20 protein-coding genes and 1 riboswitch are annotated in these 23809 nt (G+C 41.3%); of the genes, 11 read left to right on the top strand and 9 right to left on the bottom strand.

Annotated features, from left to right (window positions below; translation table 11 throughout):
• Positions 1–13 precede the first annotated feature (13 nt).
• Together I6E11_RS02960 and I6E11_RS02955 are read right to left on the bottom strand one after the other, a co-directional pair.
• A complete protein-coding gene (locus I6E11_RS02960; RefSeq protein ID WP_235336326.1) occupies positions 14–328 on the bottom strand; it encodes an ATP-dependent Clp protease adaptor ClpS in 315 nt (104 codons plus the stop codon).
• Positions 329–459: 131 nt separating this feature from the next.
• A complete protein-coding gene (locus I6E11_RS02955; protein WP_235336325.1) occupies positions 460–2001 on the bottom strand; it encodes a DUF4836 family protein in 1542 nt (513 codons plus the stop codon).
• A gap of 335 nt (positions 2002–2336) precedes the next feature.
• On the opposite strand from I6E11_RS02955, the gene I6E11_RS02950 reads away from it, so the two are divergent.
• From I6E11_RS02950 to cbiB, 5 genes are read left to right on the top strand one after another with little or no spacing between them, the layout of a single operon-like run.
• Positions 2337–3653, top strand: a complete 1317-nt coding sequence (locus tag I6E11_RS02950) for a cobyrinic acid a,c-diamide synthase CobB (protein ID WP_235336324.1) — start codon at positions 2337–2339, stop codon at positions 3651–3653.
• Between the two features lie 13 nt (positions 3654–3666).
• Positions 3667–4254 carry a cob(I)yrinic acid a,c-diamide adenosyltransferase gene (locus I6E11_RS02945; RefSeq protein WP_235336323.1) on the top strand — a complete coding sequence of 196 codons (588 nt, stop codon included), beginning with the start codon at positions 3667–3669 and terminating at the stop codon, positions 4252–4254.
• Between the two features lie 14 nt (positions 4255–4268).
• Entirely contained in the window at positions 4269–5768 is a 1500-nt protein-coding gene (locus I6E11_RS02940) for a cobyric acid synthase (RefSeq protein WP_235336322.1), read from the top strand.
• Complete coding sequence (locus I6E11_RS02935) at positions 5761–6780, top strand: aminotransferase class I/II-fold pyridoxal phosphate-dependent enzyme (protein ID WP_235336321.1); 1020 nt, start codon at positions 5761–5763, stop codon at positions 6778–6780. The genes I6E11_RS02940 and I6E11_RS02935 overlap by 8 nt, the downstream gene beginning before the upstream one ends.
• Entirely contained in the window at positions 6762–7727 is a 966-nt protein-coding gene (cbiB, locus tag I6E11_RS02930) for an adenosylcobinamide-phosphate synthase CbiB (protein ID WP_235336320.1), read from the top strand. The genes I6E11_RS02935 and cbiB overlap by 19 nt, the downstream gene beginning before the upstream one ends.
• Here the strand turns inward: cbiB and cobC are convergent.
• Genes cobC through I6E11_RS02905 form a run of 5 tightly spaced genes read right to left on the bottom strand, consistent with a single transcriptional unit; the run spans position 7681 to position 11338 of the window.
• On the bottom strand, positions 7681–8271 hold the full coding sequence (gene cobC / locus I6E11_RS02925; RefSeq protein ID WP_235336319.1) for an alpha-ribazole phosphatase: 591 nt from the start codon (positions 8269–8271) through the stop codon (positions 7681–7683). The genes cbiB and cobC overlap by 47 nt on opposite strands.
• A gap of 32 nt (positions 8272–8303) precedes the next feature.
• Positions 8304–9053 carry an adenosylcobinamide-GDP ribazoletransferase gene (locus I6E11_RS02920; RefSeq protein WP_235336318.1) on the bottom strand — a complete coding sequence of 250 codons (750 nt, stop codon included), beginning with the start codon at positions 9051–9053 and terminating at the stop codon, positions 8304–8306.
• A gap of 11 nt (positions 9054–9064) precedes the next feature.
• Positions 9065–10105 carry a nicotinate-nucleotide--dimethylbenzimidazole phosphoribosyltransferase gene (gene cobT / locus I6E11_RS02915; RefSeq protein WP_235336317.1) on the bottom strand — a complete coding sequence of 347 codons (1041 nt, stop codon included), beginning with the start codon at positions 10103–10105 and terminating at the stop codon, positions 9065–9067.
• Between the two features lie 10 nt (positions 10106–10115).
• Positions 10116–10625 (bottom strand): bifunctional adenosylcobinamide kinase/adenosylcobinamide-phosphate guanylyltransferase, encoded by a 510-nt coding sequence (gene cobU, locus I6E11_RS02910; protein ID WP_235336315.1) that lies wholly within the window; start codon positions 10623–10625, stop codon positions 10116–10118.
• Positions 10622–11338: a precorrin-2 C(20)-methyltransferase gene (locus I6E11_RS02905; RefSeq protein ID WP_235336314.1), complete on the bottom strand. Its 717-nt coding sequence runs from the start codon at positions 11336–11338 to the stop codon at positions 10622–10624. The genes cobU and I6E11_RS02905 overlap by 4 nt, the downstream gene beginning before the upstream one ends.
• Before the next feature lie 131 nt (positions 11339–11469).
• A riboswitch (cobalamin riboswitch) is annotated at positions 11470–11663 on the top strand.
• Positions 11664–11803: 140 nt separating this feature from the next.
• Between I6E11_RS02905 and I6E11_RS02900 the strand changes: the two genes are divergently transcribed.
• From I6E11_RS02900 to cbiD, 6 genes are all read left to right on the top strand, one after another.
• Complete coding sequence (locus I6E11_RS02900) at positions 11804–14167, top strand: TonB-dependent receptor (RefSeq protein ID WP_235336313.1); 2364 nt, start codon at positions 11804–11806, stop codon at positions 14165–14167.
• Between the two features lie 72 nt (positions 14168–14239).
• On the top strand, positions 14240–15499 hold the full coding sequence (locus I6E11_RS02895) for a DUF4374 domain-containing protein (RefSeq protein ID WP_235336312.1): 1260 nt from the start codon (positions 14240–14242) through the stop codon (positions 15497–15499).
• Between the two features lie 50 nt (positions 15500–15549).
• Positions 15550–16956, top strand: a complete 1407-nt coding sequence (gene cobJ / locus I6E11_RS02890; RefSeq protein ID WP_235336311.1) for a precorrin-3B C(17)-methyltransferase — start codon at positions 15550–15552, stop codon at positions 16954–16956.
• A complete protein-coding gene (gene cbiE / locus I6E11_RS02885; protein WP_235336310.1) occupies positions 16949–18136 on the top strand; it encodes a precorrin-6y C5,15-methyltransferase (decarboxylating) subunit CbiE in 1188 nt (395 codons plus the stop codon). The genes cobJ and cbiE overlap by 8 nt, the downstream gene beginning before the upstream one ends.
• Positions 18133–19953 carry a precorrin-4 C(11)-methyltransferase gene (gene cobM, locus I6E11_RS02880; RefSeq protein WP_235336309.1) on the top strand — a complete coding sequence of 607 codons (1821 nt, stop codon included), beginning with the start codon at positions 18133–18135 and terminating at the stop codon, positions 19951–19953. The genes cbiE and cobM overlap by 4 nt, the downstream gene beginning before the upstream one ends.
• On the top strand, positions 19950–21776 hold the full coding sequence (cbiD, locus tag I6E11_RS02875) for a cobalt-precorrin-5B (C(1))-methyltransferase CbiD (protein WP_235336308.1): 1827 nt from the start codon (positions 19950–19952) through the stop codon (positions 21774–21776). Before cobM ends, cbiD begins: the two co-directional genes overlap by 4 nt.
• Here the strand turns inward: cbiD and I6E11_RS02870 are convergent.
• Together I6E11_RS02870 and I6E11_RS02865 are read right to left on the bottom strand one after the other, a co-directional pair.
• Entirely contained in the window at positions 21753–22769 is a 1017-nt protein-coding gene (locus I6E11_RS02870) for an ABC transporter ATP-binding protein (protein WP_235336307.1), read from the bottom strand. The genes cbiD and I6E11_RS02870 overlap by 24 nt on opposite strands.
• Positions 22769–23806: an iron chelate uptake ABC transporter family permease subunit gene (locus I6E11_RS02865; protein ID WP_235336306.1), complete on the bottom strand. Its 1038-nt coding sequence runs from the start codon at positions 23804–23806 to the stop codon at positions 22769–22771. The genes I6E11_RS02870 and I6E11_RS02865 overlap by 1 nt, the downstream gene beginning before the upstream one ends.
• Positions 23807–23809 lie beyond the last annotated feature (3 nt).

Below are 23809 nucleotides of genomic sequence, written 5' to 3'. Positions count from 1 at the left end.
TGTCGTGATTTTTTTAAGCCTGCTTATCTTCAGGCAGAACTGTGAGTTTTAGTGGAAATCCTTCCTCGCGTGCCATGTCCGTAGCTTTTCTCACCTTAGACAGCGCAATGTCATAACTGTAGATACCTACAACAGCCGAGCCACTTTTGTGTACACTCATCATTAATGTTTCGGCTTCAATTATCGATTTGAAGAATACTGTAGTAAGAATTTTAACCACGAAATCCATAGTAGTGAAATCATCATTATAGATAACTACTTTATAACGTCTCGGCTCTTTCAGGCTGACACGTCCTTTTTCCTTTATGTTTGTCTGTTGTTTTCCCATAATGAGAACAAACTTAATAAAAAAACTTTATATCTCAATAAACTTCATTTCAAATAAAAGAATAAAGTCCCATAATTAGTCTATTTGTCATAAACCTATTATGGGACTTTAAAAATCAGTATTTTATTTTTTTAGATTCCGGCCAATTCTTTAGTGAGCTTTATCATTTGTTTCAGGAAGTTGGCTTTTGTGTCTTTCAGTTGTACCGTCATTGTAAATTCATCATCATAAGTGATAGTCATATTGTCGGCATTCTTCAGTACACTTCCTACGGCTGTCATTTTTGCATTACCTGATTTTAATACCATTTGCATGATAGGAAGTTGGCTCAACGCATTGAAATCAACAACATATGCCAGTCTTTTACCTTTTATATCCTTGGCATATGTATTGTCTTCGGCAGAATCTTCCAGCTTTTTATCTACATTTTTATACAAAGTCTCATTGTTTGTTGCATAAATCATATCGTTTTTATAACCGATGAATATATTGTCTCTTCCTGACTGTATTAAATATTCATTTTCTTTCAGTTCTGTAAATCTTGAATTTCTTGTGAAAGAGTTACTGTCTTTGTTGTTGTACAGTTCTTTAAGAATGTCACCGTTCTTTGCTTCTGCATAAACTACTATGGCAGGTTTTTCTGTCATATTGAAGTCTGTAACGCCGAAAGTAATTTCCTTGCCAATAGATTTAAGTATCTTTTCTATTGTTTCGGCATCTTCCAATGATATGTTTTTCTGGAAATCTTTGTTCTCTTTCAGCATTTCGAATATTTTATCATTCTCCATACTTAAACTCATCAGACATAATGATGATTTAGGGAAGAATTTCAGTAGTGAGTTATTGATGTGCGACAAATATTCGTTCTGTTTTTTCTGCAATTCCTTTATCTTTTCATCTTCGGTATATAATTCCGAATTTATGACAAGTTTACCTTCTTCAAAGAATATTCCTGAAATAAGTTTACATTTTTTAGCTGCATCTTCCACGCCAAGTCCCATTGCAAGGATATTCTTGTAACTGTCGTCTAGTATCTCGAAATTGTTGTATATTGCTATGTCGGCTTTTTCGTCCTGCATCTTTATGAAACCTTTGTCGGACGCCATACTCTCTTCGCCTTTTCTGTTAAGGATTTCAATGGCATTCAACTTCATTTTGTCTGTATCAGCCGATATATTGCTTTTTACTGCAATTAAAGTGTTTTCGTTGAATGCAAGATAGCTTTGGTTATCCATTTGTGAGAAGCTATAACCCTCTTCTTCGGTTACTGCATTTGCTTCGGTGTCATTACTTAATATTTTTATACTGTTAGCAAGTGCTTCCTTGTCCAATATTTTAGCTGTGAGAATCAAGGACTTTTCGTCAGACGTGAATGCATAAACCGGCTTGTTCAGGTCAATTCCGCATTCCTTTGGATTTTCTATTATACTTTGCAGTTTTTCGAAACTGGCCGCATTCATTTCTTTTTTCAGCATATCGGTCAGTTTGCCTAATGCTTCTTTGTTCTCACTGTCGTTTATTCCGGCTTTTTCGCCTAAAGCTTTCAGGTTAATCGATGCCACCATTGGTGTATCCTTAGGAATTGCGTTCAGATAATCATCAGACTTGGAACATGAAGCCATGAAAGATACTACCGTCAGTAGTAGTGCTACAGATAAATAAATGCTTTTCATAATGAAAAAATTAAGAGTTATACATTCGTGATAATTAAAATTTAGTACTCTATATGCAAAAATATAATTTATTCTGATAAATTGATAATTTTTTGTATTGTTTTTTGCTGGTTGAGTAACATAATGTATGAAAGAATATTTGTTCAAATGTCTTTATATATTCTCTAAATACATGTTGTATTTATATAAATCGCACTGGTGTTTTTACAAATAACACTGTAGTTTATAAAAACACAAGCGTAATTTAAAGAAGATATCAAAACAAATAGAGATTTTCTCATTGTCACTTTTTATTCGTATTTTTGCGCCCGAGAATAAAAATAGATAAGAGATTTATGTCGGTAGTTAAACCTCAGTTTTTGATTGGAGCAGCTGCGTCGGGAAGCGGAAAAACCACTTTCACTATGGGGTTGTTGCGTGTGCTGAAAAGGAGAGGAATACGTGTACAGCCGTTCAAGTGTGGACCGGATTATATTGACGGTAAGTTTCATGCCATAGCAGCAGAAAAAGAATCCGTAAATCTGGATACATGGATGGCTTCGGACATTCATGTGCGTGAGGTGTATTCGCATTATGCAAAGGATGCGTCGGCTTGTGTGGTGGAAGGAGTCATGGGACTGTTCGACGGTTATGACAGAATGCGTGGAAGTAGCGCGGAGATTGCTGCAATGCTACGTCTGCCTGTAGTGGTAGTTCTTAATGCACGCTCTTCGGCTTACACAGTGGCAGCCATACTGTATGGACTGAAAAATTTCATCCCTGAGGTAAATGTTGCGGGAGTTGTGTTCAATCAGGTGGGGTCGGCATCGCACTATTCTTATCTGAAAGAGGCGTGCGCTGATGTAGGTGTGGCTTGCTTGGGATACTTGCCTAAAGTATCGGACATAGAAATTCCGTCCAGACATCTGGGACTGACAATCGGCAAGAAAAATGAAATAGATACTCTTTCGGACAGGGTGGCTGACATTATAGAACAGTATGTGGATGTGGACCGTCTGTTAGAGATTTCTGCATGTCCGCTTGAGGTTAATGAAGAATTTAAGGCTTCTGTCAGGTCTGCGGATAGACTTAATCGACGAAGAATAGCTATAGCGCAGGATGCCGCATTTAACTTTATCTATAAGGAAAACCTCGATGTTCTTTCGTGTCAGGCTGATGTGGTTACTTTCAGTCCGTTGGCCGGTGACGAACTGCCACAGGCTGATTATGTATATCTGCCCGGGGGCTATCCTGAGTTCTTTGTCGGAGAATTGAGCGGGAATATAAAGTTGGGAGAACAGTTAAGGGAGTTTGCCGAAAATGGCGGACGTTTGTTTGCCGAGTGTGGAGGTATGATGTATCTCTGCAGGAAGATGATTACACGCGAGGGCGATTCCTATCCTATGGCAGGGGTATTACCTTTAGAGTGTACTTTGGAGAAGATGCGTCTTCATTTGGGATATCGCACGGCACAGTATCGCGGGATGCAGCTTAAAGGGCATGAGTTTCATTATTCATCAGTCGTTCAGCCGGAATTGTTGCCTTCCGAAGTGTGTCAACTTAATGCCAAGGGATTGGCAGTGGATACTCCTCTGTACCGCTATAAGAATGTGATAGCAGGATATACACACTGGTATTGGGGCGAGAACGATTTCTTTAAATTGTGGGATTGATAAGAACAGGATTATGAGAAAGATATATACACGTACGGGAGATGAAGGAATGACAGGTATTCACGGTGGAGAACGTGTGCCTAAGGATGATATCCGTATAGAGGCAAACGGTTGTCTTGACGAACTGAATACTCTGTTTGGAATAATAAGGAGCATGTTGCCGGAAACGGATGAATGGCAGGAAAAACTTTATTTCATACAGCACAGCATGATGATAGTAATGAGTCATGTGGCCACTCCTTCTGCTATCAGAGACAGGAATCCGAATGAACTGCCTCAGGACTTGGATAAGTTTTGTGAGGACTGGATGGACGAGATGATGTCGCAGCTTGAGGATAACGGTTATTTCATTCTGCCGGGTGGAACGCCACTGGCTGCCCAACTTCAGAATGCAAGGGCTGTGGCACGTAGGGCAGAACGGAGACTGTGGACTCTTAATCGTACGGACGAAGTGCCGGGAGAGATACTTCGATTTATAAACAGATTGTCGGATTTACTTTTTGTCATGGCCAGATTTGAGATGCAAAGGCAACAGTGGCCGGAAGAAAAATGGATGAAATTTTCTTACAAAAGGAAGAAGAGAAACGATAATCAACAGTAAAAAACATTACATCAATGACTAAAAATATTCAACGATTACATCCTTTGATGCTTGCTGGAACTGGCAGTGATGTAGGCAAGAGTATTCTGGCTACTGCTTTGTGCAGAATCTTCCTGCAGGACGGTTATCATCCGGTTCCTTTCAAGGCACAGAATATGGCTCTCAATTCGTATGCCACTCCAGAAGGTCTGGAGATAGGAAGGGCTCAGGCGGTACAGGCTGAGGCTGCATGTGTGCCGTGTCATACGGATATGAATCCTCTATTGCTGAAACCTAGTTCCGACCATACATCGCAGGTGGTTCTTAACGGTAAGCCTATAGGTAACCGAAGTGCTTACGAATATTTCCGCAAAGAGGGAAGGGAAGAGTTGCGCCGTGAGGTATGTGAAGCTTTCGACAGGTTGGCAGCGCGTTATAATCCTATAGTGATGGAGGGTGCAGGAAGTATATCTGAAATAAATCTTAGAGATACGGATCTGGTCAATATGCCGATGGCTAGATATGCCGATGCGGATGTTATTCTTGTGGCGGATATCGACCGTGGTGGTGTGTTTGCCAGTGTATACGGTTCTATTGCGCTGCAATTGCCTGAAGACCGTAAACGCATAAAAGGAATAATCGTCAACAAGTTCCGTGGTGATTTACGCCTGTTTGAATCCGGTGTGAAAATGATGGAGGAAACTTGTGGTGTGCCTGTGCTTGGTGTGATCCCGTATTATAAGGATATCTATATAGAAGAGGAAGATTCTCTCGAATTGCAGCAAAAACAGCGTTCGGCTGTAAACGGAAAGGTGAATGTTGCGGTTGTACTGTTGCGCCATTTGTCAAATTTTACCGACTTCAATCGTTTGGAGCGTGATGAACGTGTCAATCTCTATTATACCAATAATACAGAAGAGATAAGTAAGGCTGATATAGTAATCATGCCGGGAACAAAAAGCACTCTTGATGATTTGCTGGAACTTCGCCGTAATGGAGTAGCAGAGGCTGTTATAAGAGCTGCACGAAACGGTGCTACTGTGTTCGGTATATGCGGTGGCTACCAGATGATGGGCTTGTCGGTAGAAGACCCTGACGGGGTGGAAGGAGGTATAAACCGATTGCCGGGGCTTGGGCTGTTGCCTGTATCAACAGTCATGCAGGCTGATAAGGTCACTCGCCAGACGGAGTTCATATTCTTAAATTCGGACGGTAATTTGTGCAAGGGGTATGAAATTCATATGGGACAAAGCACAATTGCTGCCGAAGATTCTGCCGTTCCTTTAAATTATCTGCACGACGGAACTACAGAAGGATGGAAAGTGGGGGAGAAGTGTTTCGGTACATATATGCACGGAATTCTGGACAATGAGTCTGTTGTGGATTATCTGCTGGCTCCTTACGTAAAAGCCGATAAGGGAAATATTTCCGACTATCATTCTTTCAAGGAAGAACAGTATGACAGATTGGCGGCTCATGTGCGTTCTCATTTAAATATGTCTTTATTATATAAAATACTTACAGATAATGATTAAGGGACACGGTGATGATATTTTTCAGTACAGGAATGGAATTCGTATGAATTTCAGTTCGAACGTGTACGGTAAGGTTTCGCATGATGGGCTGAATGCATATTTGTGTGATATGATATCATGCATACGTTCTTATCCCGAACCGGAACCATATTCTCTGGAGAAGTTGTGGGCTGATGGGCTTGGTATTGAAGATTCATGTATATGTGTCACAAACGGTGCAACTGAAGCTATTTACCTTATAGCTCAAGCTTTCAGAGAAAGCCATTCGGTGATATTGATGTCTACATTCAGCGAGTATGCCGATGCATGCCGATTGCATTCGCATAAAATAGATTATGCATATTCTGTAGATGAGATCGCTGTCCCGGAGAAAGGATTATGCTGGATATGTAATCCTAACAATCCTACAGGGCAGGCGGTTGACTTGGATAAACTGCGTAAGATGATTATGGACAATCCGTGCTGTTTGTTTGTAATAGACCAGTCGTATGAGGCTTTTACCACCAAGCCTCTCTTATCTGTACAGGAGACTGTCCTTTTGCCAAATGTCTTTCTGCTGCATTCAATGACCAAACATTTTGCCATTCCCGGACTTCGCTTGGGTGGAGTGACAGGGAGTGTAGAACTTATATCACGACTCAAAGAATGTAAGATGCCGTGGTCGGTGAATGCACTGGCTATACAGGCTGGGCATTATCTTTTAAATCATAAGGAAGAATTTGAGTTTGACTTGTCTGCATTGCTCGTTGAGAAAGAACGTGTGGCTGCTGCTTTAGAAGCAACAGAATGTATGGATGTCATGAAATCGGATACTCATTATATGTTAGTGTGCTTGAAAAGAGGAAAGGCTTCCGAACTGAAAACTTTTCTTGCCGAGGAAAAAGGAATATTGATTCGCGATGCCTCGAATTTTGAAGGATTGGACGAACGCTATTTCAGGATTGCTGTACAGCAATCTGAGGAGAATGATGAACTGATAAATTGTATTAAAGAATGGATTTGCAAGCGTTGATTGTTGTATTGCCTTTATTGGCAGGAGTAGTGTTGGACAAATTATTTGGAGATCCTCTCTGGCTGCCGCATCCTGTGGTTGGCTTTGGCAGGATTATCAGTTTTTTTGAACATAGACTGAATTATGGGGGATATCGTCGCATCAAAGGAGCATTTACTGCTTTGTTGTTGATAGCCGGTATTTTTACTTTATCGTATCTCTTGCTGAAGTATGTATCAGAATACAACGTATGGTTGGGATATATTCTGACAACAATAGCTGTGTTCTACTGTCTTGCAGGCAAAACTCTGATAGATGAAGTGCGTATGGTTTTTGATGCTATGGAAGTATCGCTCGAAAAAGGCAGAAATCAGGTGTCGCGTATTGTAGGCAGAGACACCAAAGAATTGAGTGGTCAGGAGGTTAGGGCTGCTGCTTTGGAGACGCTGGCTGAAAATCTGAGTGACGGGGTGATAGCTCCATTGTTCTGGTTTATGATTTTGGGTGTGCCTGGTATGTTGACGTATAAGATGGTAAATACACTCGATTCTATGATCGGTTATAAAAACGAACGTTATAGACTGTTTGGATGTTGTGCTGCAAAAATAGACGATGCTGCCAATTTTATACCTGCACGTATAACAGCACTTCTGATGGTGATTGCGTCTGGACGAATGTCCTTATTACGTTTCGTTCTCCGCTACGGCAGGGAACATGCCAGTCCAAACTCCGGTTATCCTGAAGCTGCGCTTGCAGGTATATTGAATTGCCGTTTCGGAGGACCTCATAATTATTTTGGTGAACTTGTGTATAAGCCTTTTATTGGTAGTAACGACCGCACACTGGAACGTAGGGATGCCGATGTTGCTATCCGTATAAATAAATTATCTGAGTTTATTATGCTTGTTATTATGGTGGTGGCTATTTATATTTCATGCGGTCATCTTCCGTTAGTGAACTTTGTATAGAAAACTCAAGTTCTACTATACCTCCATAGGACGGTTGTTTGCTGAAACCATTCTCGAATGTTGCAAGGCCTGCATAAATCTGTGCACATATAATACTTCCACCGTGGGAGAATACTACTACCTCGTTTTCCTCTTTCTGTAGAATATCCTCTATAAAAGAGGAAACTCTTGCATATTGCATTTCGAACGACTCGCCATTGGGAGCAGGCAGATGAATGTAGTCGCTGAACCACTCTTGCAGATATGGGTCTTTTATTTCATCATACCGTTGCATTTCCCAATCGCCAAAATTCATCTCCATAAGCCGCTCATCAATAACAGCCTTTTCGAATCCACAGAACCTTGCAAGTTTCATACAGCGGGACAAAGGGCTGGTATAGGCTTTCTCGAACGAATATCTGTTCAGATGTTTTACACACTCCAATGCTTCCTCTTCAAATGAAGCCTTTAACGGAACGTCGGTTTGTCCGTAGCATGTACCCGGCTGTACATCTGTACTTGTGTGTCTCACCCATACTATTCTTTTTTTTGTTCGTGTATTCATTTTGCAAGATACTTTTTTGTATTGAAATTTTATTACATGATTACTATGGATGCTACAGCAATAGAAAACCACATGGCGAGTTCGCATATCAGAAATATGGCACCACAACAGTCGCCCGTGTATCCTCCGAGTCGTTTCCTCAAAAGTTGTTGTAAATAAACAAAGACAAGTATCGGAACTATCAGTGTGGCAAAGAATTTGTGCGGCAGGACTATAAGTGGTAATAATCCTCCGATGGCAGATGCCGTTTCTTCTTTGTAGTTTTGTCTGGAATATATAACCTTGGCTTTACTTTCTTCTTCTTTTCTGGCATATGGTAAAAGCCACAAAATGTGACTGCATACGAACTTGCAGAAAGAATCACAGCATAGCAGTATGTATGGTGTGTGTATAGGGTTAATGGAACTCAGAAGGTTGTATCCCAAAAGATAATATATTATTAATCCCAGTACGCCATATGTGCCGATATGCGAGTCTTTCATTATTCTGAGAGTACTCTCTCTGTCTCTTCCTCCTCCGAAACCGTCGAAGAAATCGGCCAATCCGTCTTCATGCAATGCTCCGGTGATAAGAAGACGGATAGTTAAGGCTGTGATGATGGCAATTGAGACTGGCAGTATCTGACTGACAGCCCAGAAACTAATTGCCATTATACCACCTGTGAGCCATCCGCTATAACTCCAATAGCTGACTACATGCTTAAAACATTCGTCCGGTACGCTTTTGATTCTCCAGAAAGGCAGACGTGTAAAGAATATAAAAGCTGCAAGAATCTGATTCATTACGATAGTCTTTAAAAATATTTGGTTATAGATGCTTTTTTGAAAGTATCCATTTCGTTCAGCATTCTCACGGCAGAATCTACAATAGGGTAGGCACAAACGGCACCGCTACCTTCGCCTAATCTGAGGTTAAGATGAAGTAATGGTGATGCATTGAGATGTTCCAACAAAAGACGGTGACCGGCTTCATCTCCCTGATGACCAAAAATAGCATATTGCAATACCTCAGGATAAAGTTGTGATGCTGCAAGTATACAGCTGCTCATTATAAATCCGTCTACAAGGATTATCATACGCAGTTCGGCTGCTTTAAGCATTCCCCCTATAGCCATTACCATTTCGTATCCTCCAAACTGGCAAATTATTTCTTCGGCTGTATGTTCTCCCTTGAAATTGTCTTGAGCCTGTTTCAGAACCTGATATTTGTGCTCAATGCCTTCTGCCTGCAACCCTGCTCCTGCACCTATACATTGTCTTAATGGAATGTTTGCGAAACATGACATCCAAAGCGATGAAGCTGAGGTGTTTGCAATACCCATTTCACCGAAGCTTACTATATTGCATCCTTTATTGTATGCCATTTCTACACATTCCGCTCCTCGTTCAATGCACAACTCCATCTCTTCTTTGGTCATTGCTGCCTCGTGGAGGTAATTACGTGTACTTTTTCTTACTTTCATGTTGATTATTCCACGTTCATAAGGCAAGTCATAGTCTACTCCTGCATCTACCAGCATCAGCTCAAATCCATGTTGTCTGCACAGAAAGTTTATACCTGCACCACCATCCAGAAAATTATATAACTGCTGCCAGGTAATTTCTTTTGGAGATACGCTGACTCCTTCTTCTACTATACCGTGGTCGCTTGCATATAGAATATTGTATGGATTACTTAGTTTAGGTGAGAGTGTATGCTGTATCATACAAATCTGTTTTGCCAGTTCTTCAAGTCTTCCTAACGAACCTTTTGGCTTAGTGAGATTGTCTATTTTGTCGATAACAGCCTGTTCAAACTGTGAGTCTTGTATTGATTTGATATTAAAGTTTTTCATATTCTGATGTTTATTGTTTGATTTTTACTGGAATACCGCTTACCATAAGTATAACTTCATCAGCTTTGGCTGCGATATATTGATTAATGAATCCTTGAATGTCTGTAAACTTACGTTGTAATTCATTTTCAGAAACACCGCCTAAACCAATCTCATTTGTCACGAAAATGAATGTTGCGTCTTGTGCAGTGAATTTGTCGAACTCGGTTTTTATAGAATCCAACGTTTTTTGTACATCCTGGTATTTAAAGAAAAAGTTTGTACACCAAAGTGTAACGCAGTCTATTACAATAACTCTATCTTTTAAGTCATATTTGCTCAACTCAGTCTCTTCTTCCAGGTTAGTCCATTCTGGACCACGGTTCTGCTGATGACGCAAAACACGCTGGCGGAATTCTTCATCCCATATTTTGGCAGTAGCAAGATATACTGGTTGGTCAGTAAGTTGGTGTGCTAAACCTTCTGCATAGGAACTTTTGCCAGAACGCTGTCCTCCTGTAACTAAAATAATTCTTTTCATTGTTTTGGGGAAATAATCATGAGAGAGAAATATGGTAGCTTTCTCTCCTTTATGATGTCAATGTCTGTTGTATAAAATTCATTATCTCTGCTTATGTTTTCAAAGTAATGGAATTCAGCATCGGGATTTTTGTCCATGACTTCTATTATAGCCTCTCCGCAAAGAGGGAGTTTCATAATTACCACTACATATCCGGAATGTATCTTCTCGGTCAGTTCCTCGGCTGTGATTGTTCCTGGCACTACCAATAACCTTTCTTCCTGTTTTACGAGGTGAATGCCTGCCACTGGTCCTGCTGCAATGAATGCAGGCACACCAGCTATTCTTTTTACCTGTAAACCTTTGTTTTTCAACAGTTCGTATAAATATTGTATAGAAGCATAGAAACCTGCATCTCCTTCGGCTGCTACGGATATATGCTGATTGCTCTTATAGCATACTTCGATTTCGTCTGCCAAATCGTTATACGCTTTTAGTGCAGCTTCTCTGTTTTTGTTCATAGGTAATGTAAATGTTCTGATTTTGTCATTTCCTATCCCTAATGCCTGCAGTGTGTTCGATGCGTGTGATGACCTGATGCCGTTAGAACTTAGTGTAGCCGGACAATATATATATGATGCATCCTGTAATGCTTTCAGTCCTTTCACAGTGATAAGCTCAGGATCACCAGGGCCTAAAGACACAAACTGAATTTCTTTTTGAGGTTGTTCCATATTGATGATATAATATTTTTGTGGATGCTAAGATAATATCTTTTTCTGTTATAAAGAATAAACATTGAGACAAGTGTTTTAAATTTACCGAGAAAAACTGACAGTTGTATAGCATGTAAGAAAATATTTTTTACCTTTGCGACGGTATTGGTTCATTGCTTGAAAAAAGCATGATGAAAAGGGAATCAGGTGAAAATCCTGAACAGACCCGCTGCTGTAAGTTTCATATATTTTTTAGGAATTTATATGCCACTGTCTATTGAACGGATGGGAAGGCTCCTGAAAGGAAACGAGTCAGAAGACCTGCCAGTATCTTACATAGTTTTTTATGCTTTCGGGAAATAAAGTATGAAAACATCGAGTTGAATTTTCTTTATCCGTTCGGGATTTATAGAATCCTCTTTCTCTTTGTATATATGTTTTTCGTGAGCATAGAGTAAGTTATACGAAGAATTAGAGGTATTTATGAAACGTCTTACGTTTATCTTATTTGTCTTATTTATCATTCTCAGTTTAACGGAAGGAATGGCACAGGTCGTTGTGACACTTTCCGGAAAAGTCACATCTTCCGACGGCAGTCCTGTGGCGCAGGCAACGCTTGCCGTTGAGGGTACTTCCTGTGGCACTTATTCTGATAACAATGGTAATTATACGCTTTCTCTTTCCGAAGGTAAATATACTGTATCAGCTTCTTTCGTAGGTTTCAAAAGTCAGAAAAAGAATATTGAACTCGACGGGAATAAAGTTGTAAATTTTGTTTTGCAGGAAGATGCAGTAGGCTTGAAGGATGTAGAGATATATGCCAAGAGCAAATCACAGAAACTCCGTGAAAGTTCGTTTGCCGTAAATGCGCTGGATGTAAAACCTATAGTAAATTCTTTAAACAATCTGAATGAACTTGTTAATCGTGCATCGGGTATAAAGGTGCGTCAGGAAGGCGGTGTTGGTTCCGATTTCGATTTGTCTATAAATGGGATGTCGGGTAACTCAGTGCGTTATTTTATTGATGGTGTCCCTCTCGAGACAAAAGGTTCCGAAGTGTCTCTTGCCAATATTCCGGTAAATATCATAGACCATATAGAAATGTATAAAGGTGTTGTGCCCTCATATCTAGGTTCAGATGCTCTTGGTGGCGCGATAAATATAGTCACAAAGAAGGAGAAAAAGAACTATCTTGATGTGTCATATGGTATAGGTTCTTTTCATACTCATAAGGTTGATATGAATGCACAAATAGTATTCCCAAAAAGCGGACTTATAGTACGCCCTACGGTGGGAGTCAATTACTCTAAAAACGACTATATGATGAAGGGGGTAGAGGTATGGGATGAAAGTGTAAGAAAGTATGTTCCGTCTGACCGCAAACGTTTCCATGATGATTACTTTTCATTATTGGCACAGGTTGAAGTTGGTGTTAAGGGAAAGTCTTGGGCGGATGATTTTTTTGTTACCGCGTCATATTCAAAGATTAACAAGGAACTGCAGACAGGTTCTATACAGACTAAAGTTTACGGTATGGCTGAACGTCAAGGTGATGCATATAATATTTCTGCACAGTACCGCAAAAAAGATTTTATCCTTAAGGGCCTGCAGATGCAGAGTATTCTTTCGCATACGTGGGATCATTCATTGACTGTTGATACTGCATACAGAGTTTACGACTGGAATGGGGACTATATAGAGAGTTCACGAAACGAGATAACCGGTCGTGAAAAGTCTTTGCGTCATTACAAGCGCCCTACTACGATGTTCCGTTCCAATTGGGATTATCGTATAAACCAACATCATTCTGTCAATCTTAACTATCTGGTAAACAGAACAGGGAATGACAGATATGATGATGTAGATGATAGTTTTGTACCGTCAAATGATATAGTTTGTAAACATATTATTGGGCTTTCATATAACCAGCAGTTTTTACAGAATAAGATTGAAAACACCTTTTTCGTCAAGGATTATATCAATCATCTCAATATCCGGCAGACGGATTTATACTGGCAGACAGGTTCTGATGAGGTCATGGGAAGCAATACAAACAATTATTGGGGTTACGGTGTGGGAACACGTGTAAAATTTCTGGAACCCGTGGCATTGAAGGCTTCTTTCGAACATAGTGTCCGTCTCCCTTTAGCTCGTGAATTGTTGGGTAACGGTTCCACCATATATGCCAATACGGCTTTGGACCCTGAAAGGAGTGATAATGTAAATGTTGGTGCTTTCGGAACATGGCATCCTGCCGCAGGACATTCATTGTATTATGAAGTAAATGGTTTCATACGTTTTGTTGATGATTATATCCAGGCTGTGGTTGCGGAAAAGGAAGGTATGATGCAGTATGAAAATGTGCCTGCAGTACATATAAAGGGTGTAGAAGGAGAAGTGCGCTATAGCTGGAAAAGAAATCTGCAGTGTATGGCAAACGTAAGCTGGCAGGATGCACGCGATCAGCGCAAATATAAGGATGACGGAAAGCTTTCGGCTACTTATCTCAACCGTGTACCGAATCGTCCTTGGCTTTTTGGTGCTGCAGAAGCGAATTATACGTTCTACGATGTATTGCTTAAAAATAGCACTCTTCGCCTTGGTACTTCCTATCAGTGGGTACATTGGTATTTTCTTACCTGGGAGGCATACGGAGCAATAGAGAGTAAGGCTCGTATTCCGGCACAGCATGTTATAAATGCTGATATAACATATTCTCTGGAGAATGGGAAATACAATATTTCTGTAAGTTGTGACAATATTTTTGACAAGTTGGTATATGACCATTACAAACTTCAGAAACCGGGAAGATCGTTTTTCCTGAAGTTCAGGATGTTTTTAAACTAATAATAAAACAATACGATATTATAATTCATTCATTTAAAAGTTATTCTTATGAAAACGAAAACATTTTCATTTATGAGATTCCTAAAAACGGGAATGTTAGCTACTGTTCTTTTTTCTTTTGTAGCATGTAGTAATGATACACCTAATGGTGGTGATGGAGGCGATGGAAGTTCTAATCTTACCGGAAAAGTTCATTTTGATATATTTATGTCTGTAGGCGAACATGGAGGTATGAGTAAAGGAGAGAACACTATTGTTAAGAGCGTGGACTCTCTTACTTCCAATCAGCCTTTGATAGATATACAAGGTTCAGGAGTAGAACTTAATCCTTATACAATAGAACTGATATCGAAAGGAAAGTATTATTATCAGGTTCCAAGTGGTAAAACGCAATTTACAAAATTCCGGATTGTAAACAATAAGATAGAAATTGTTCAAGAACAGCCTTTTGTAAAGAATACATATACAGAAAGAAAATATACTCATGCATGGCTGGATGATAAGACTTTGCTTATCATGGCTGCCAATGGGGATGCAGATAAAATCATTTGGACAAAACTTAACGCAGAAGATATGACTATCCTTGCGGAAGGAACATTGGATCTTCCTCTTCCAGAAGGTGCGGTTGTGTTTACTACAACAGGTATCCTTACATACAATGACAAAGTAGGGAAACTCTACTATTTCTATTATGGAAAGGATAAATCAGGAAGAAAAGGTGTACCTACATCAAACTTCCTTACCGCAGTAATCAATCCATCAGACATGAAAGTAGAAGATAATCCTATTGTTAATAGCCTTGCAGGTGAAATGGCAGGTAGCTCATACGGTCAGCTTATGCAGGAATGTGTGACATACGATGAGGAAGGTAATCTTTATTTGGCAGCATTTACTGAAGTAGATGATGATTTGGAACAAGGACAGTTGTTGCGTATAAACAATGGTGAGTCTGATTTTGATGCTTCTTATAATATCCTTAATAATGAAGGAAAGATTTGTACACTTCAATATCTTGGTAACGGCAAGGCTCTGATATATTCAGAAAATGCATCTCTTTACAGTCAAGGTGCTGCATACTATATGAAATATTCTATAGTTGACCTGAAGACAGGTGAAAGAACTCCACTAACATATAACGGCGAGGAAGTAGGTTACAGCAGTGGCCGTTTCTCTCAGCGTTCTGTTGTAGTAGGCGGAAAGGCATATATCGGTGTCAATACAGAGACAAGCACTTGCATCTATATCTATGATATAGCTACAGGAACTACAGAAAAAGGTGCTGATATTGCTCAAGGTTATTATTTTGATGTATTAAGAGTAGTGGAAAACTGATAAATTCATTAACTTTGCAACTATTAGATGATTATAGTACCGAAGTAAAAATGGATAAAAATAAAATAATAGTAGCAGGCATAGGCCCGGGCTCCGCAGAAGATATCACTCCGGCGGTAGTCCGGGCTTTAATGTGTTCGGATGTGGTAGTCGGATATAATTATTATTTCCAATTCGTACGTCAATATCTGAAAGAAGGGGCTGAGTGTGTAGATACGGGAATGAAACGTGAGCGCGACCGAGCCCGTCAGGCTTTTGAACTGGCAGAACAGGGCAAGTGCGTGTGTGTTATCAGTTCTGGCGATTCCGGCATTTACGGAATGGCACCGCTTATCTATGAGATGAAACGCGAACGTAATAGTGATGTGGATATTGAGGTTTTACCTGGAATAAGTGCTTTTCAGAAAGCTGCAGCCAAACTTGGTGCTCCTGTAGGACATGATTTCTGTGTCATTTCCTTATCTGACCTTCTGACACCGTGGGAGAAGATTGAAAAACGTATACATGCGGCTGCTATGGCCGATTTTGTAACTGCTGTTTACAATCCCAAGAGCGAAGGCAGATACTGGCAGTTGCATCGTCTGAAAGAGATTTTCATGCAGGAACGCGATGCAAAGACTCCTGTGGGATATGTCCGTCAGGTTGGACGTGATGAAGAGATTGTTAAAATCACTACTTTGGCAGACTTTGACCCTGAAGATGTGGATATGTTTACTGTAATCCTTATCGGTAACTCACAATCGTATGAGTGGTCAGGCAGAATGATAACTCCGCGTGGATATTATCAGAAAGAGAAACAGGATGCGGCAGGAATAGGCCAGGAAATAATGATGAACAGTTTCTCTACGATCTCTAAGGAATTAAGAAACCAGAATCTTCCTCTCGGACACAAATGGGCTTTGCTGCATGCCATTCACACAACAGCTGATTTTGAGATGGAGAATCTGCTTTACTCTGATGAAAAAGCAGTGGAGACATTACATTCTCTTATTGTCTCAGGAAAAATCCGTACAATAGTAACTGATGTTACAATGGCTGCGTCAGGTATCAGAAAACGCGCTCTTGAACGACTTGGTCTTGAGGTGAAATGTTATCTGAATGATGAAAGAGTGGCACAGATGGCATCCGAAAAAAATATTACTCGCACTCAGGCTGGAATACGTCTGGCGGTAGAAGAACATCCTGATGCATTGTTTGTGTTTGGAAATGCTCCTACAGCCTTAATGGAACTATGTTCTCTGATGCGAAAACATAAGGCCTGTCCGGGTGGTATTATAGCTGCTCCTGTAGGCTTTGTACATGTGTGCGAAAGCAAGTATATGGTCAAGACTTTCAGTGATGTTCCTAAATTGATTGTAGAAGGTCGTAAAGGCGGAAGCAATCTTGCAGCCACACTGGTAAATGCCATAATGACTTTTGATGATGCAGAATTGTTAAAACCGGGACGTGATGTGTAAACAGTCATTTCATATTATAGGAATAAGCGACAGTGACGAGATATACTTTCCTCCAAAGGTGATGGATGTCATTTCCAGGGGAAAAGTGTTTTCCGGTGGTTTGCGTCATCATCAGCTGGTGGAAAAATTTCTTCCCAAAGGTGCTTTGTGGATAGATATAACCGTTCCTTTGGATAAGGTTTTCGAGAAGTATGCCGAATACAGTGAGATTGTGGTATTTGCCTCAGGCGATCCGTTGTTCTTCGGTTTTTCCAATACTGTGCAGCGTTTATTGCCTGACAGCTGCATTTGCGTTTATCCTACATTCAATTCATTGCAAATGTTGGCTCACCGCTTGCTGTTGCCTTACCATGATATGAGGATGGTATCGCTTACCGGTCGCCCTTGGAAGGCTTTTGATGCCGCACTGATACGTGGAGAGAAGATGCTTGGCGTATTGACAGATAAGGTCAAGACTCCTGCGACAATTGCTGCACGTATGCACGAATACGGATATGACAATTACCGCATATATGTAGGAGAGGCGCTGGGTAATTCCACTTCAGAAAGAGTAAGGGGATTTACTGTAGAGGGAGCATCAAAAGCAGAATTCACATCACCTAACTGTATGATTCTTGTGCGTATAGAGTTGCGTCGTCGTCCGCTCGGAATTGATGAATCGGAATTCTATCTTCTTAACGGTCGTGTAAATATGATTACCAAGAGGCCTGTACGTCTGCAGACATTAAGCATGCTTGATTTGCAGAACCGCACCGTATTGTGGGACGTAGGCAGTTGTACCGGTTCAGTGTCAATAGAGGCTAAAAGCGCTTATCCAGACATTGAGGTGATAGCATTCGAACGCCGTCCTGAAGGTGAAGAACTGTTGAGGCGGAACAGTATCCTGTGGGGAGTTCCCGGAATACGTTTCATCGGAGGTGATTTTATGGAGCAGGATTTATCGGATCTGCCTCGTCCTGATGCGGTATTTATCGGCGGTCACGGAGGCAGATTGCAGGAGTTGCTTCAGCGTATAGACGAGGTATTGCTTCCCGGCGGAATTATCGTTTTTAATTCTGTGAGCGATGACAGCTTGCAGCAGTTTTATGAAGGAGTTTCTAATATCGGACGTAGGGTGACAGAACGTATAAGACTTGTTGTCGATACCCATAATCCAATCGAAATATTGAAAGCAGAATGAAAGAAAAGACAGCTATTATATTGATATCTTCTCAAGCATTGCCCATGGCGCAGTTGTTGCAGAAGGAGTTTGGTAATTGTACCATTTTTTCACAGAAAGAGCTGGACGGATGCACTAAGGTACAGTCATACAGTGATTTCGTGGCGACTTCGTTTACTGAATACGACAGGTTCTTGTTTATTGGTGCGATGGGAATATGTGTCCGTTGCATAGCGCCTTGCGTTTCCAATAAGTATGACGACCCTGCTGTGGTATGTGTTGACAGCACAGGTCAGTTTGCCATTCCCGTGCTATCCGGTCATGTAGGAGGAGCAAATGAATGGGCTAAACAGATTTCGTCCATTCTCGGTGCGCAGGCTGTTATTACTACTCAGAGCGACTGTAATGGTGTCTGGGCTTTGGACTTGTTGGCTTCAAAGTTCGGATGGCAGACAGATTTCTCGCATGATGAGCTAAACAAGGCAATTGCATGTTTTGTAAACCAGGGTAAAGTAGCACTCTTGTTTGATATTAAGGACAATGGTACAGCATGGATGGAGCGTACATTGCCTCCTTATGTAAGTGTTTATTACCATTATAATGATATTCCTTTCGATGAAACAGAACTTCTGATAGCTGTCACTCCGTACGAATATGAATGCCCGGTGCAGGCATTGTACTATCGCCCTCAGGTTTTGCATTTAGGTGTTGGCTGCAGGAAACAGTGTGTGCCTGACGGAATACCTGAATATATTGAAGATTACCTGAAATCACAGCATCTTTCTCCTTTGTCACTTGCAACTATCAGTACAATAGAATTGAAAAAGGACGAACCCTTGATTGCTGCATTGCATGAAAAATGGAAATATGCAAATGTCCGCATATACTCTCAGGAAGAACTGAGCGGTATTGAAGTTCCAAATCCGTCACAGAAAGTACACGATGTGACAGGAGTTTATGGAGTGGCCGAGAGTGCTGCTTTCAAGAGCAGTGAACACGGAAAGTGGCTGATTGAAAAGCAGAAAGGAGAGCTTACACCTGATTCCAACTTTACTTTTGCTGTGACTCTTGATGCCAATGCTGTCCGAGGTGGACATATAGAGATAGTCGGTGCCGGTCCTGGTGACCCTGAACTGATTTCCGTGAGAGGAAAGCACATGCTTGAAAAGGCTGATTTGGTGTTGTATGCCGGAAGTCTTGTACCTCGCGAACTGACATATTATGCCAAGGAAGGTGCGGTAGTACGAAGCTCGGCTAATATGGATCTTCAGGAACAGTTTGCCTTGATGAAGGAATTCTATGATAAAGGTCTGTTTGTGGTACGTCTTCACACAGGTGACCCATGTATATACGGTGCCATACAGGAACAGATGGCATTTTTCGATGAATATGGTATGAGTTATCATATTACTCCGGGTATATCTTCATTCCAGGCTGCCGCAGCTGCTTTGCGTTCGCAGTTCACCATACCTGAAAAAGTTCAAAGTATCATACTTACACGCGGCGAAGGTAGAACACCTATGCCGGAAAAAGAACAGTTGCACAAACTTGCACAGTCGCAGAGTACCATGTGTATATACCTCAGTGCATCTATAGTAGAAGATGTACAGAGAGAACTCTTGCAGGCATATCCGCCTGAAACACCTGTAGCAGCTTGCTATAAACTTACATGGAAGGAAGAAAAGATTTACAGAGGAGTGCTGAAAGATTTGGCACGTATAGTACGTGAGAATAACCTTACACTGACAACTCTGCTTGTCGTAGGTGATGCTATAGACAACCGTAAGGGACTTTCCCGTTTGTATGCTTCGGACTTTAAACATTTGTTCAGACCATGATACTGGTATTGGGTGGGACAACAGAAGGCAGACTTGCCGTGAAAGTGCTTGATGAGGCCGGCAAGTTTTATTTTTATTCTACTCGCGGAGAGTTGCAGCAGGTGAATTGCCGCAACGGTGAGCGTGTGACCGGTGGAATGGACGAACAGAAGATGGAAGATTTCTGTCGTTCCAACGGAATACGGTTATTGATAGATGCTGCCCATCCATTTGCTGTTCAACTGCATAAAACTGTAGAGCAAGTAAGTAGAAAACTTAATCTGAGTGTCGTTCGTTTCGAACGTAAATATCCTCCACGAACTGACGATGTAATTTGGTGTAAAGATTATAATGATGCTGTCCTTCGTATGAAGAAGGACGGTATCTCTCGTCTTCTTGCTCTTACGGGAGTGCAGACTATCGGTAAATTGCGTGATTTCTGGTCTGATGAAAACTTGAAACCTGAGTGCTGGTTTCGTATCCTTGACAGGGAGGAATCATTGTCATTAGCCGTCAGACAGGGATTTGATGCAAGCCGATTGGTCTATTATCACGAAGGTGAACCTGAAGAGCAGCTTATGGAGAAGATAAAACCGCAGGCTGTATTGACCAAAGAAAGCGGAGAAAGCGGGGGCTTTGTAGAGAAGTTGGAAGCTGCCTGTAGTATGAAAATTCAGGTTTATGCCGTATGTCGTCCTTCGTTGCCTGACAGTTTTATTACTGTTACCGGTGTACACGGACTTCGTAAGGCGGTGGAACGTCTGTTGCCGGATTTCTTCCCTTTGCGTAGCGGTTACACAACAGGAGCATGTGCAACAGCAGCATCCAAGGCAGCACTGGTAAAGTTGCTTACCGGTGAATCACTTTCCGAAGTGAGTTTTCATATTCCAGACGGAGAGGAATTGTTCTTGCCGGTTGAATCTGTCTGTCAGAATGATGTTTCATCAGTTACTGCTACTGTAGTAAAAGATGCAGGAGATGACCCTGATGTAACAAACAACAGGGTTATAGAAGTAAAAGTTTCTTACTCAGAAAAACCGGGAATACATTTCCTTCAGGGAAAAGGGGTAGGAGTAGTAACTCTTCCCGGTTTGGGACTTCCTGTGGGCGAACCTGCCATAAATAACACTCCACGACAGATGATAATCCGAGAGTTGTCGGAGTTGTATGGTGGTGGACTTGACGTTATTATATCTGTACCCGGAGGAGAGGAACTTGCCCTCAAGACATTCAATCCTAAACTAGGAATAGTTGGAGGCATATCCATTATAGGTACTTCAGGAATTGTACGACCTTTCTCGTCGGAAGCGTTTGTTGATGCTATCCGTCGTGAAATAGAAGTTTGTCAGGCAATAGGAGCGGAGCGCCTTGTTATAAACTCCGGAGCCAAGAGTGAGAAATATGTCAAACGTGAATACTCTGATTTACCGCCACAGGCTTTTGTCCATTATGGCAATTATATCGGTGACACACTCAAGATAGCCGAGGACTTGAAAATAAGCAAGGTGATTATGGGAATAATGCTTGGTAAGGCCGTGAAACTTGCAGAAGGTCACTTGAATACATACAGCAAGCAGGTTGTTATGAACAAACAATTCCTTATTGAGTTGGCTAAGAAATGTGGCTGTTCCCAGGAAGCCTTTAATGTGATTTCCGATATGACATTGGCAAGAGAACTATGGACCAATCTGTCGGATTCGGATGCTTCTCTCTTTTTCCCGGCACTCTTGGATGAATGTATGAAACATTGTTCTGCATTACTTACCTATACGGAACTTACACTGATGCTTATTGATGAGGATGGAAACATTGCCTGTCGCCTAACGAGACAAGGCAGCAAGTAGGTTTTGTACAGACTGTAGCAAATCTTCTATACTTGATGTCTGTTCTGTTTCTCCATTGGCATGGTGCACATTGAAATATTCATCAGTCACTTCGATATACCAGTCTGAACTGTTTTCTCTTGATGCATCTATGCCGTGTCTGGCAAGAGCTTTCTGTGCCATAGTATATCTGTTACCTTCACCAGTTAGTCGTGTTGATACAGTTGCCTGTTTTGATATACGGAACAAGCCACTTTCCATATCAAATCTAATACCTTTTCTAAGGAAAAAATGGCTTAGGCTTCCGTTTAGCGACAAGTCTTCTGGTGTTCCTGTACTGACACCTGTTTCACGGTTCATAAGCCAAACTTTATCAGCAATTTGCAGTGCCAGTTCCAAATCGTGTGTTGAAAGGAAAATGGTACGGTTGCCAGAATGTGACAGTCGGTGCAGTAATTGCATAATCTCTACCTTGCTAGGAAAGTCAAGAAATGCAGTAGGCTCATCCAGGAAGATAATGTCTGTTTCCTGTGCAAGGGCCTTTGCAATCATGGCTTTCTGTCTTTCACCGTCACTAAGCTGATGTACCATCTGGTATCTCAGATGTTCTATATTGACAAACTTTATGGAATTGTCAATCACCTCTTTGTCGTGTTTGCTCAATCGGCCCCAAAACCCTGTGTAAGGGCTTCGTCCCATGCCTACGAGCTCTTCTACAGTCATGTTTCTCAGCTCACATTTCTCTGTCAGTACCACACCTATAATACCCGCAAGCTCTTTGTCTGTATAATCTGAAAGAGGTCTTTCCCTGATAATGATTTCTCCTCCCAGCGGAGCCTGAAATCCGGATAGAGTACGTAGTAGTGTGGATTTTCCGATACCGTTTGCACCAAGCAGACATGTCAGCTCTCCGCTTCTTATGGTGGCATTTATGTCGGAGGCAACAGTATTTTTGTTTCCTCTTTCCTTGTATCCGATAGTGAGATGATTGATATGTATATGATTATTTCCCATTACTCGTTAATGTCGTTACGTCGTTTGTTGAACAATACAGAAATGACTACCGGTGCTCCTACAAGGGCTGTAACTGAATTTACAGGAAGTGCACCTTCGAAGCCTGGCATTCGTGCGATAAGGTTACATACCAAAGCCATAGCTCCTCCCATAAGCAAGGATGCCGGCATCAGGATACGGTGGTCTGATGTGCGGAACATTGTACGGCACAGATGTGGAACTGCCAGTCCAAGGAATATGATTGGTCCGCAATATGCTGTGACAATTGCAACCAATACCCCAGAGCAGGTTATTACCTGTAGTCTTGCTCTTCGTATATTAAGTCCGAGATTGCGTGCATATGCGTCGCCAAGTAACAATAGGTTTAAAGTCTTTACCAACAGGAAAGAAACAGGTAGCAGCACAAGCATTATGGAAACAAACAGGGTCATCTGATTGCCAGAAACTCTGGCAAAACTGCCTAATCCCCAAATGACGTAAGCACGAATATCTTCTTCTACACTGAAATATTTCAGAACCCCGATTACGGCATTTGCCACATAGCCTATCATGACACCTATAATCAGCAATGTCACGTTTCCTTTTACTTTCTGCGATACGAATATGATGAGTGCCATGATGGACAGTGAACCGATGATAGCCGATATGGTCAGTGCTATTTCGCCCATAATACCTACCTTGCTCAGTGCCACTCCTCCTAAAGTACCTGACAGCAATACTACGAATGCCACACCCATACTGGCTCCGGAACTGATACCTAATACTGAAGGTCCTGCCAACGGGTTGCGGAACACAGTCTGCATCTGAAGTCCGCTGACGGACAGTCCGGCTCCTGCCACCAAAGCTGTCAATGCCTGAGGGACTCTGGACTTCCATATTATATTCTGCCATATCTCATTTCCATTATAGTCTCCCCACAGGATATACCATACATCCTTAAAAGGAATCTGTACAGAGCCTAAAACGATATTCAACAGGAAGAATATGAAAATCAGAATTATAATGAATAACATGTATAGTGCAACCGGACGTTTCATTCT

Origin of the sequence: Bacteroides caecigallinarum, from assembly GCF_021531075.1 — a bacterium.
GTDB lineage: Bacteria > Bacteroidota > Bacteroidia > Bacteroidales > Bacteroidaceae > Phocaeicola > Phocaeicola caecigallinarum_B.
This window is presented reverse-complemented; position numbering and strand designations above follow the sequence as displayed.

Bases quoted from the DNA above. Each gene is read 5' to 3' on its own strand.
- I6E11_RS02960 (WP_235336326.1), bottom strand. From the start codon at position 328: ATGGGAAAACAACAGACAAACATAAAGGAAAAAGGACGTGTCAGCCTG.
- I6E11_RS02955 (WP_235336325.1), bottom strand. From the start codon at position 2,001: ATGAAAAGCATTTATTTATCTGTAGCACTACTACTGACGGTAGTATCT.
- I6E11_RS02950 (WP_235336324.1), top strand. From the start codon at position 2,337: ATGTCGGTAGTTAAACCTCAGTTTTTGATTGGAGCAGCTGCGTCGGGA.
- I6E11_RS02945 (WP_235336323.1), top strand. From the start codon at position 3,667: ATGAGAAAGATATATACACGTACGGGAGATGAAGGAATGACAGGTATT.
- I6E11_RS02940 (WP_235336322.1), top strand. From the start codon at position 4,269: ATGACTAAAAATATTCAACGATTACATCCTTTGATGCTTGCTGGAACT.
- I6E11_RS02935 (WP_235336321.1), top strand. From the start codon at position 5,761: ATGATTAAGGGACACGGTGATGATATTTTTCAGTACAGGAATGGAATT.
- cbiB (WP_235336320.1), top strand. From the start codon at position 6,762: ATGGATTTGCAAGCGTTGATTGTTGTATTGCCTTTATTGGCAGGAGTA.
- cobC (WP_235336319.1), bottom strand. From the start codon at position 8,271: ATGAATACACGAACAAAAAAAAGAATAGTATGGGTGAGACACACAAGT.
- I6E11_RS02920 (WP_235336318.1), bottom strand. From the start codon at position 9,053: ATGAATCAGATTCTTGCAGCTTTTATATTCTTTACACGTCTGCCTTTC.
- cobT (WP_235336317.1), bottom strand. From the start codon at position 10,105: ATGAAAAACTTTAATATCAAATCAATACAAGACTCACAGTTTGAACAG.
- cobU (WP_235336315.1), bottom strand. From the start codon at position 10,625: ATGAAAAGAATTATTTTAGTTACAGGAGGACAGCGTTCTGGCAAAAGT.
- I6E11_RS02905 (WP_235336314.1), bottom strand. From the start codon at position 11,338: ATGGAACAACCTCAAAAAGAAATTCAGTTTGTGTCTTTAGGCCCTGGT.
- I6E11_RS02900 (WP_235336313.1), top strand. From the start codon at position 11,804: ATGAAACGTCTTACGTTTATCTTATTTGTCTTATTTATCATTCTCAGT.
- I6E11_RS02895 (WP_235336312.1), top strand. From the start codon at position 14,240: ATGAGATTCCTAAAAACGGGAATGTTAGCTACTGTTCTTTTTTCTTTT.
- cobJ (WP_235336311.1), top strand. From the start codon at position 15,550: ATGGATAAAAATAAAATAATAGTAGCAGGCATAGGCCCGGGCTCCGCA.
- cbiE (WP_235336310.1), top strand. From the start codon at position 16,949: ATGTGTAAACAGTCATTTCATATTATAGGAATAAGCGACAGTGACGAG.
- cobM (WP_235336309.1), top strand. From the start codon at position 18,133: ATGAAAGAAAAGACAGCTATTATATTGATATCTTCTCAAGCATTGCCC.
- cbiD (WP_235336308.1), top strand. From the start codon at position 19,950: ATGATACTGGTATTGGGTGGGACAACAGAAGGCAGACTTGCCGTGAAA.
- I6E11_RS02870 (WP_235336307.1), bottom strand. From the start codon at position 22,769: ATGGGAAATAATCATATACATATCAATCATCTCACTATCGGATACAAG.
- I6E11_RS02865 (WP_235336306.1), bottom strand. From the start codon at position 23,806: ATGAAACGTCCGGTTGCACTATACATGTTATTCATTATAATTCTGATT.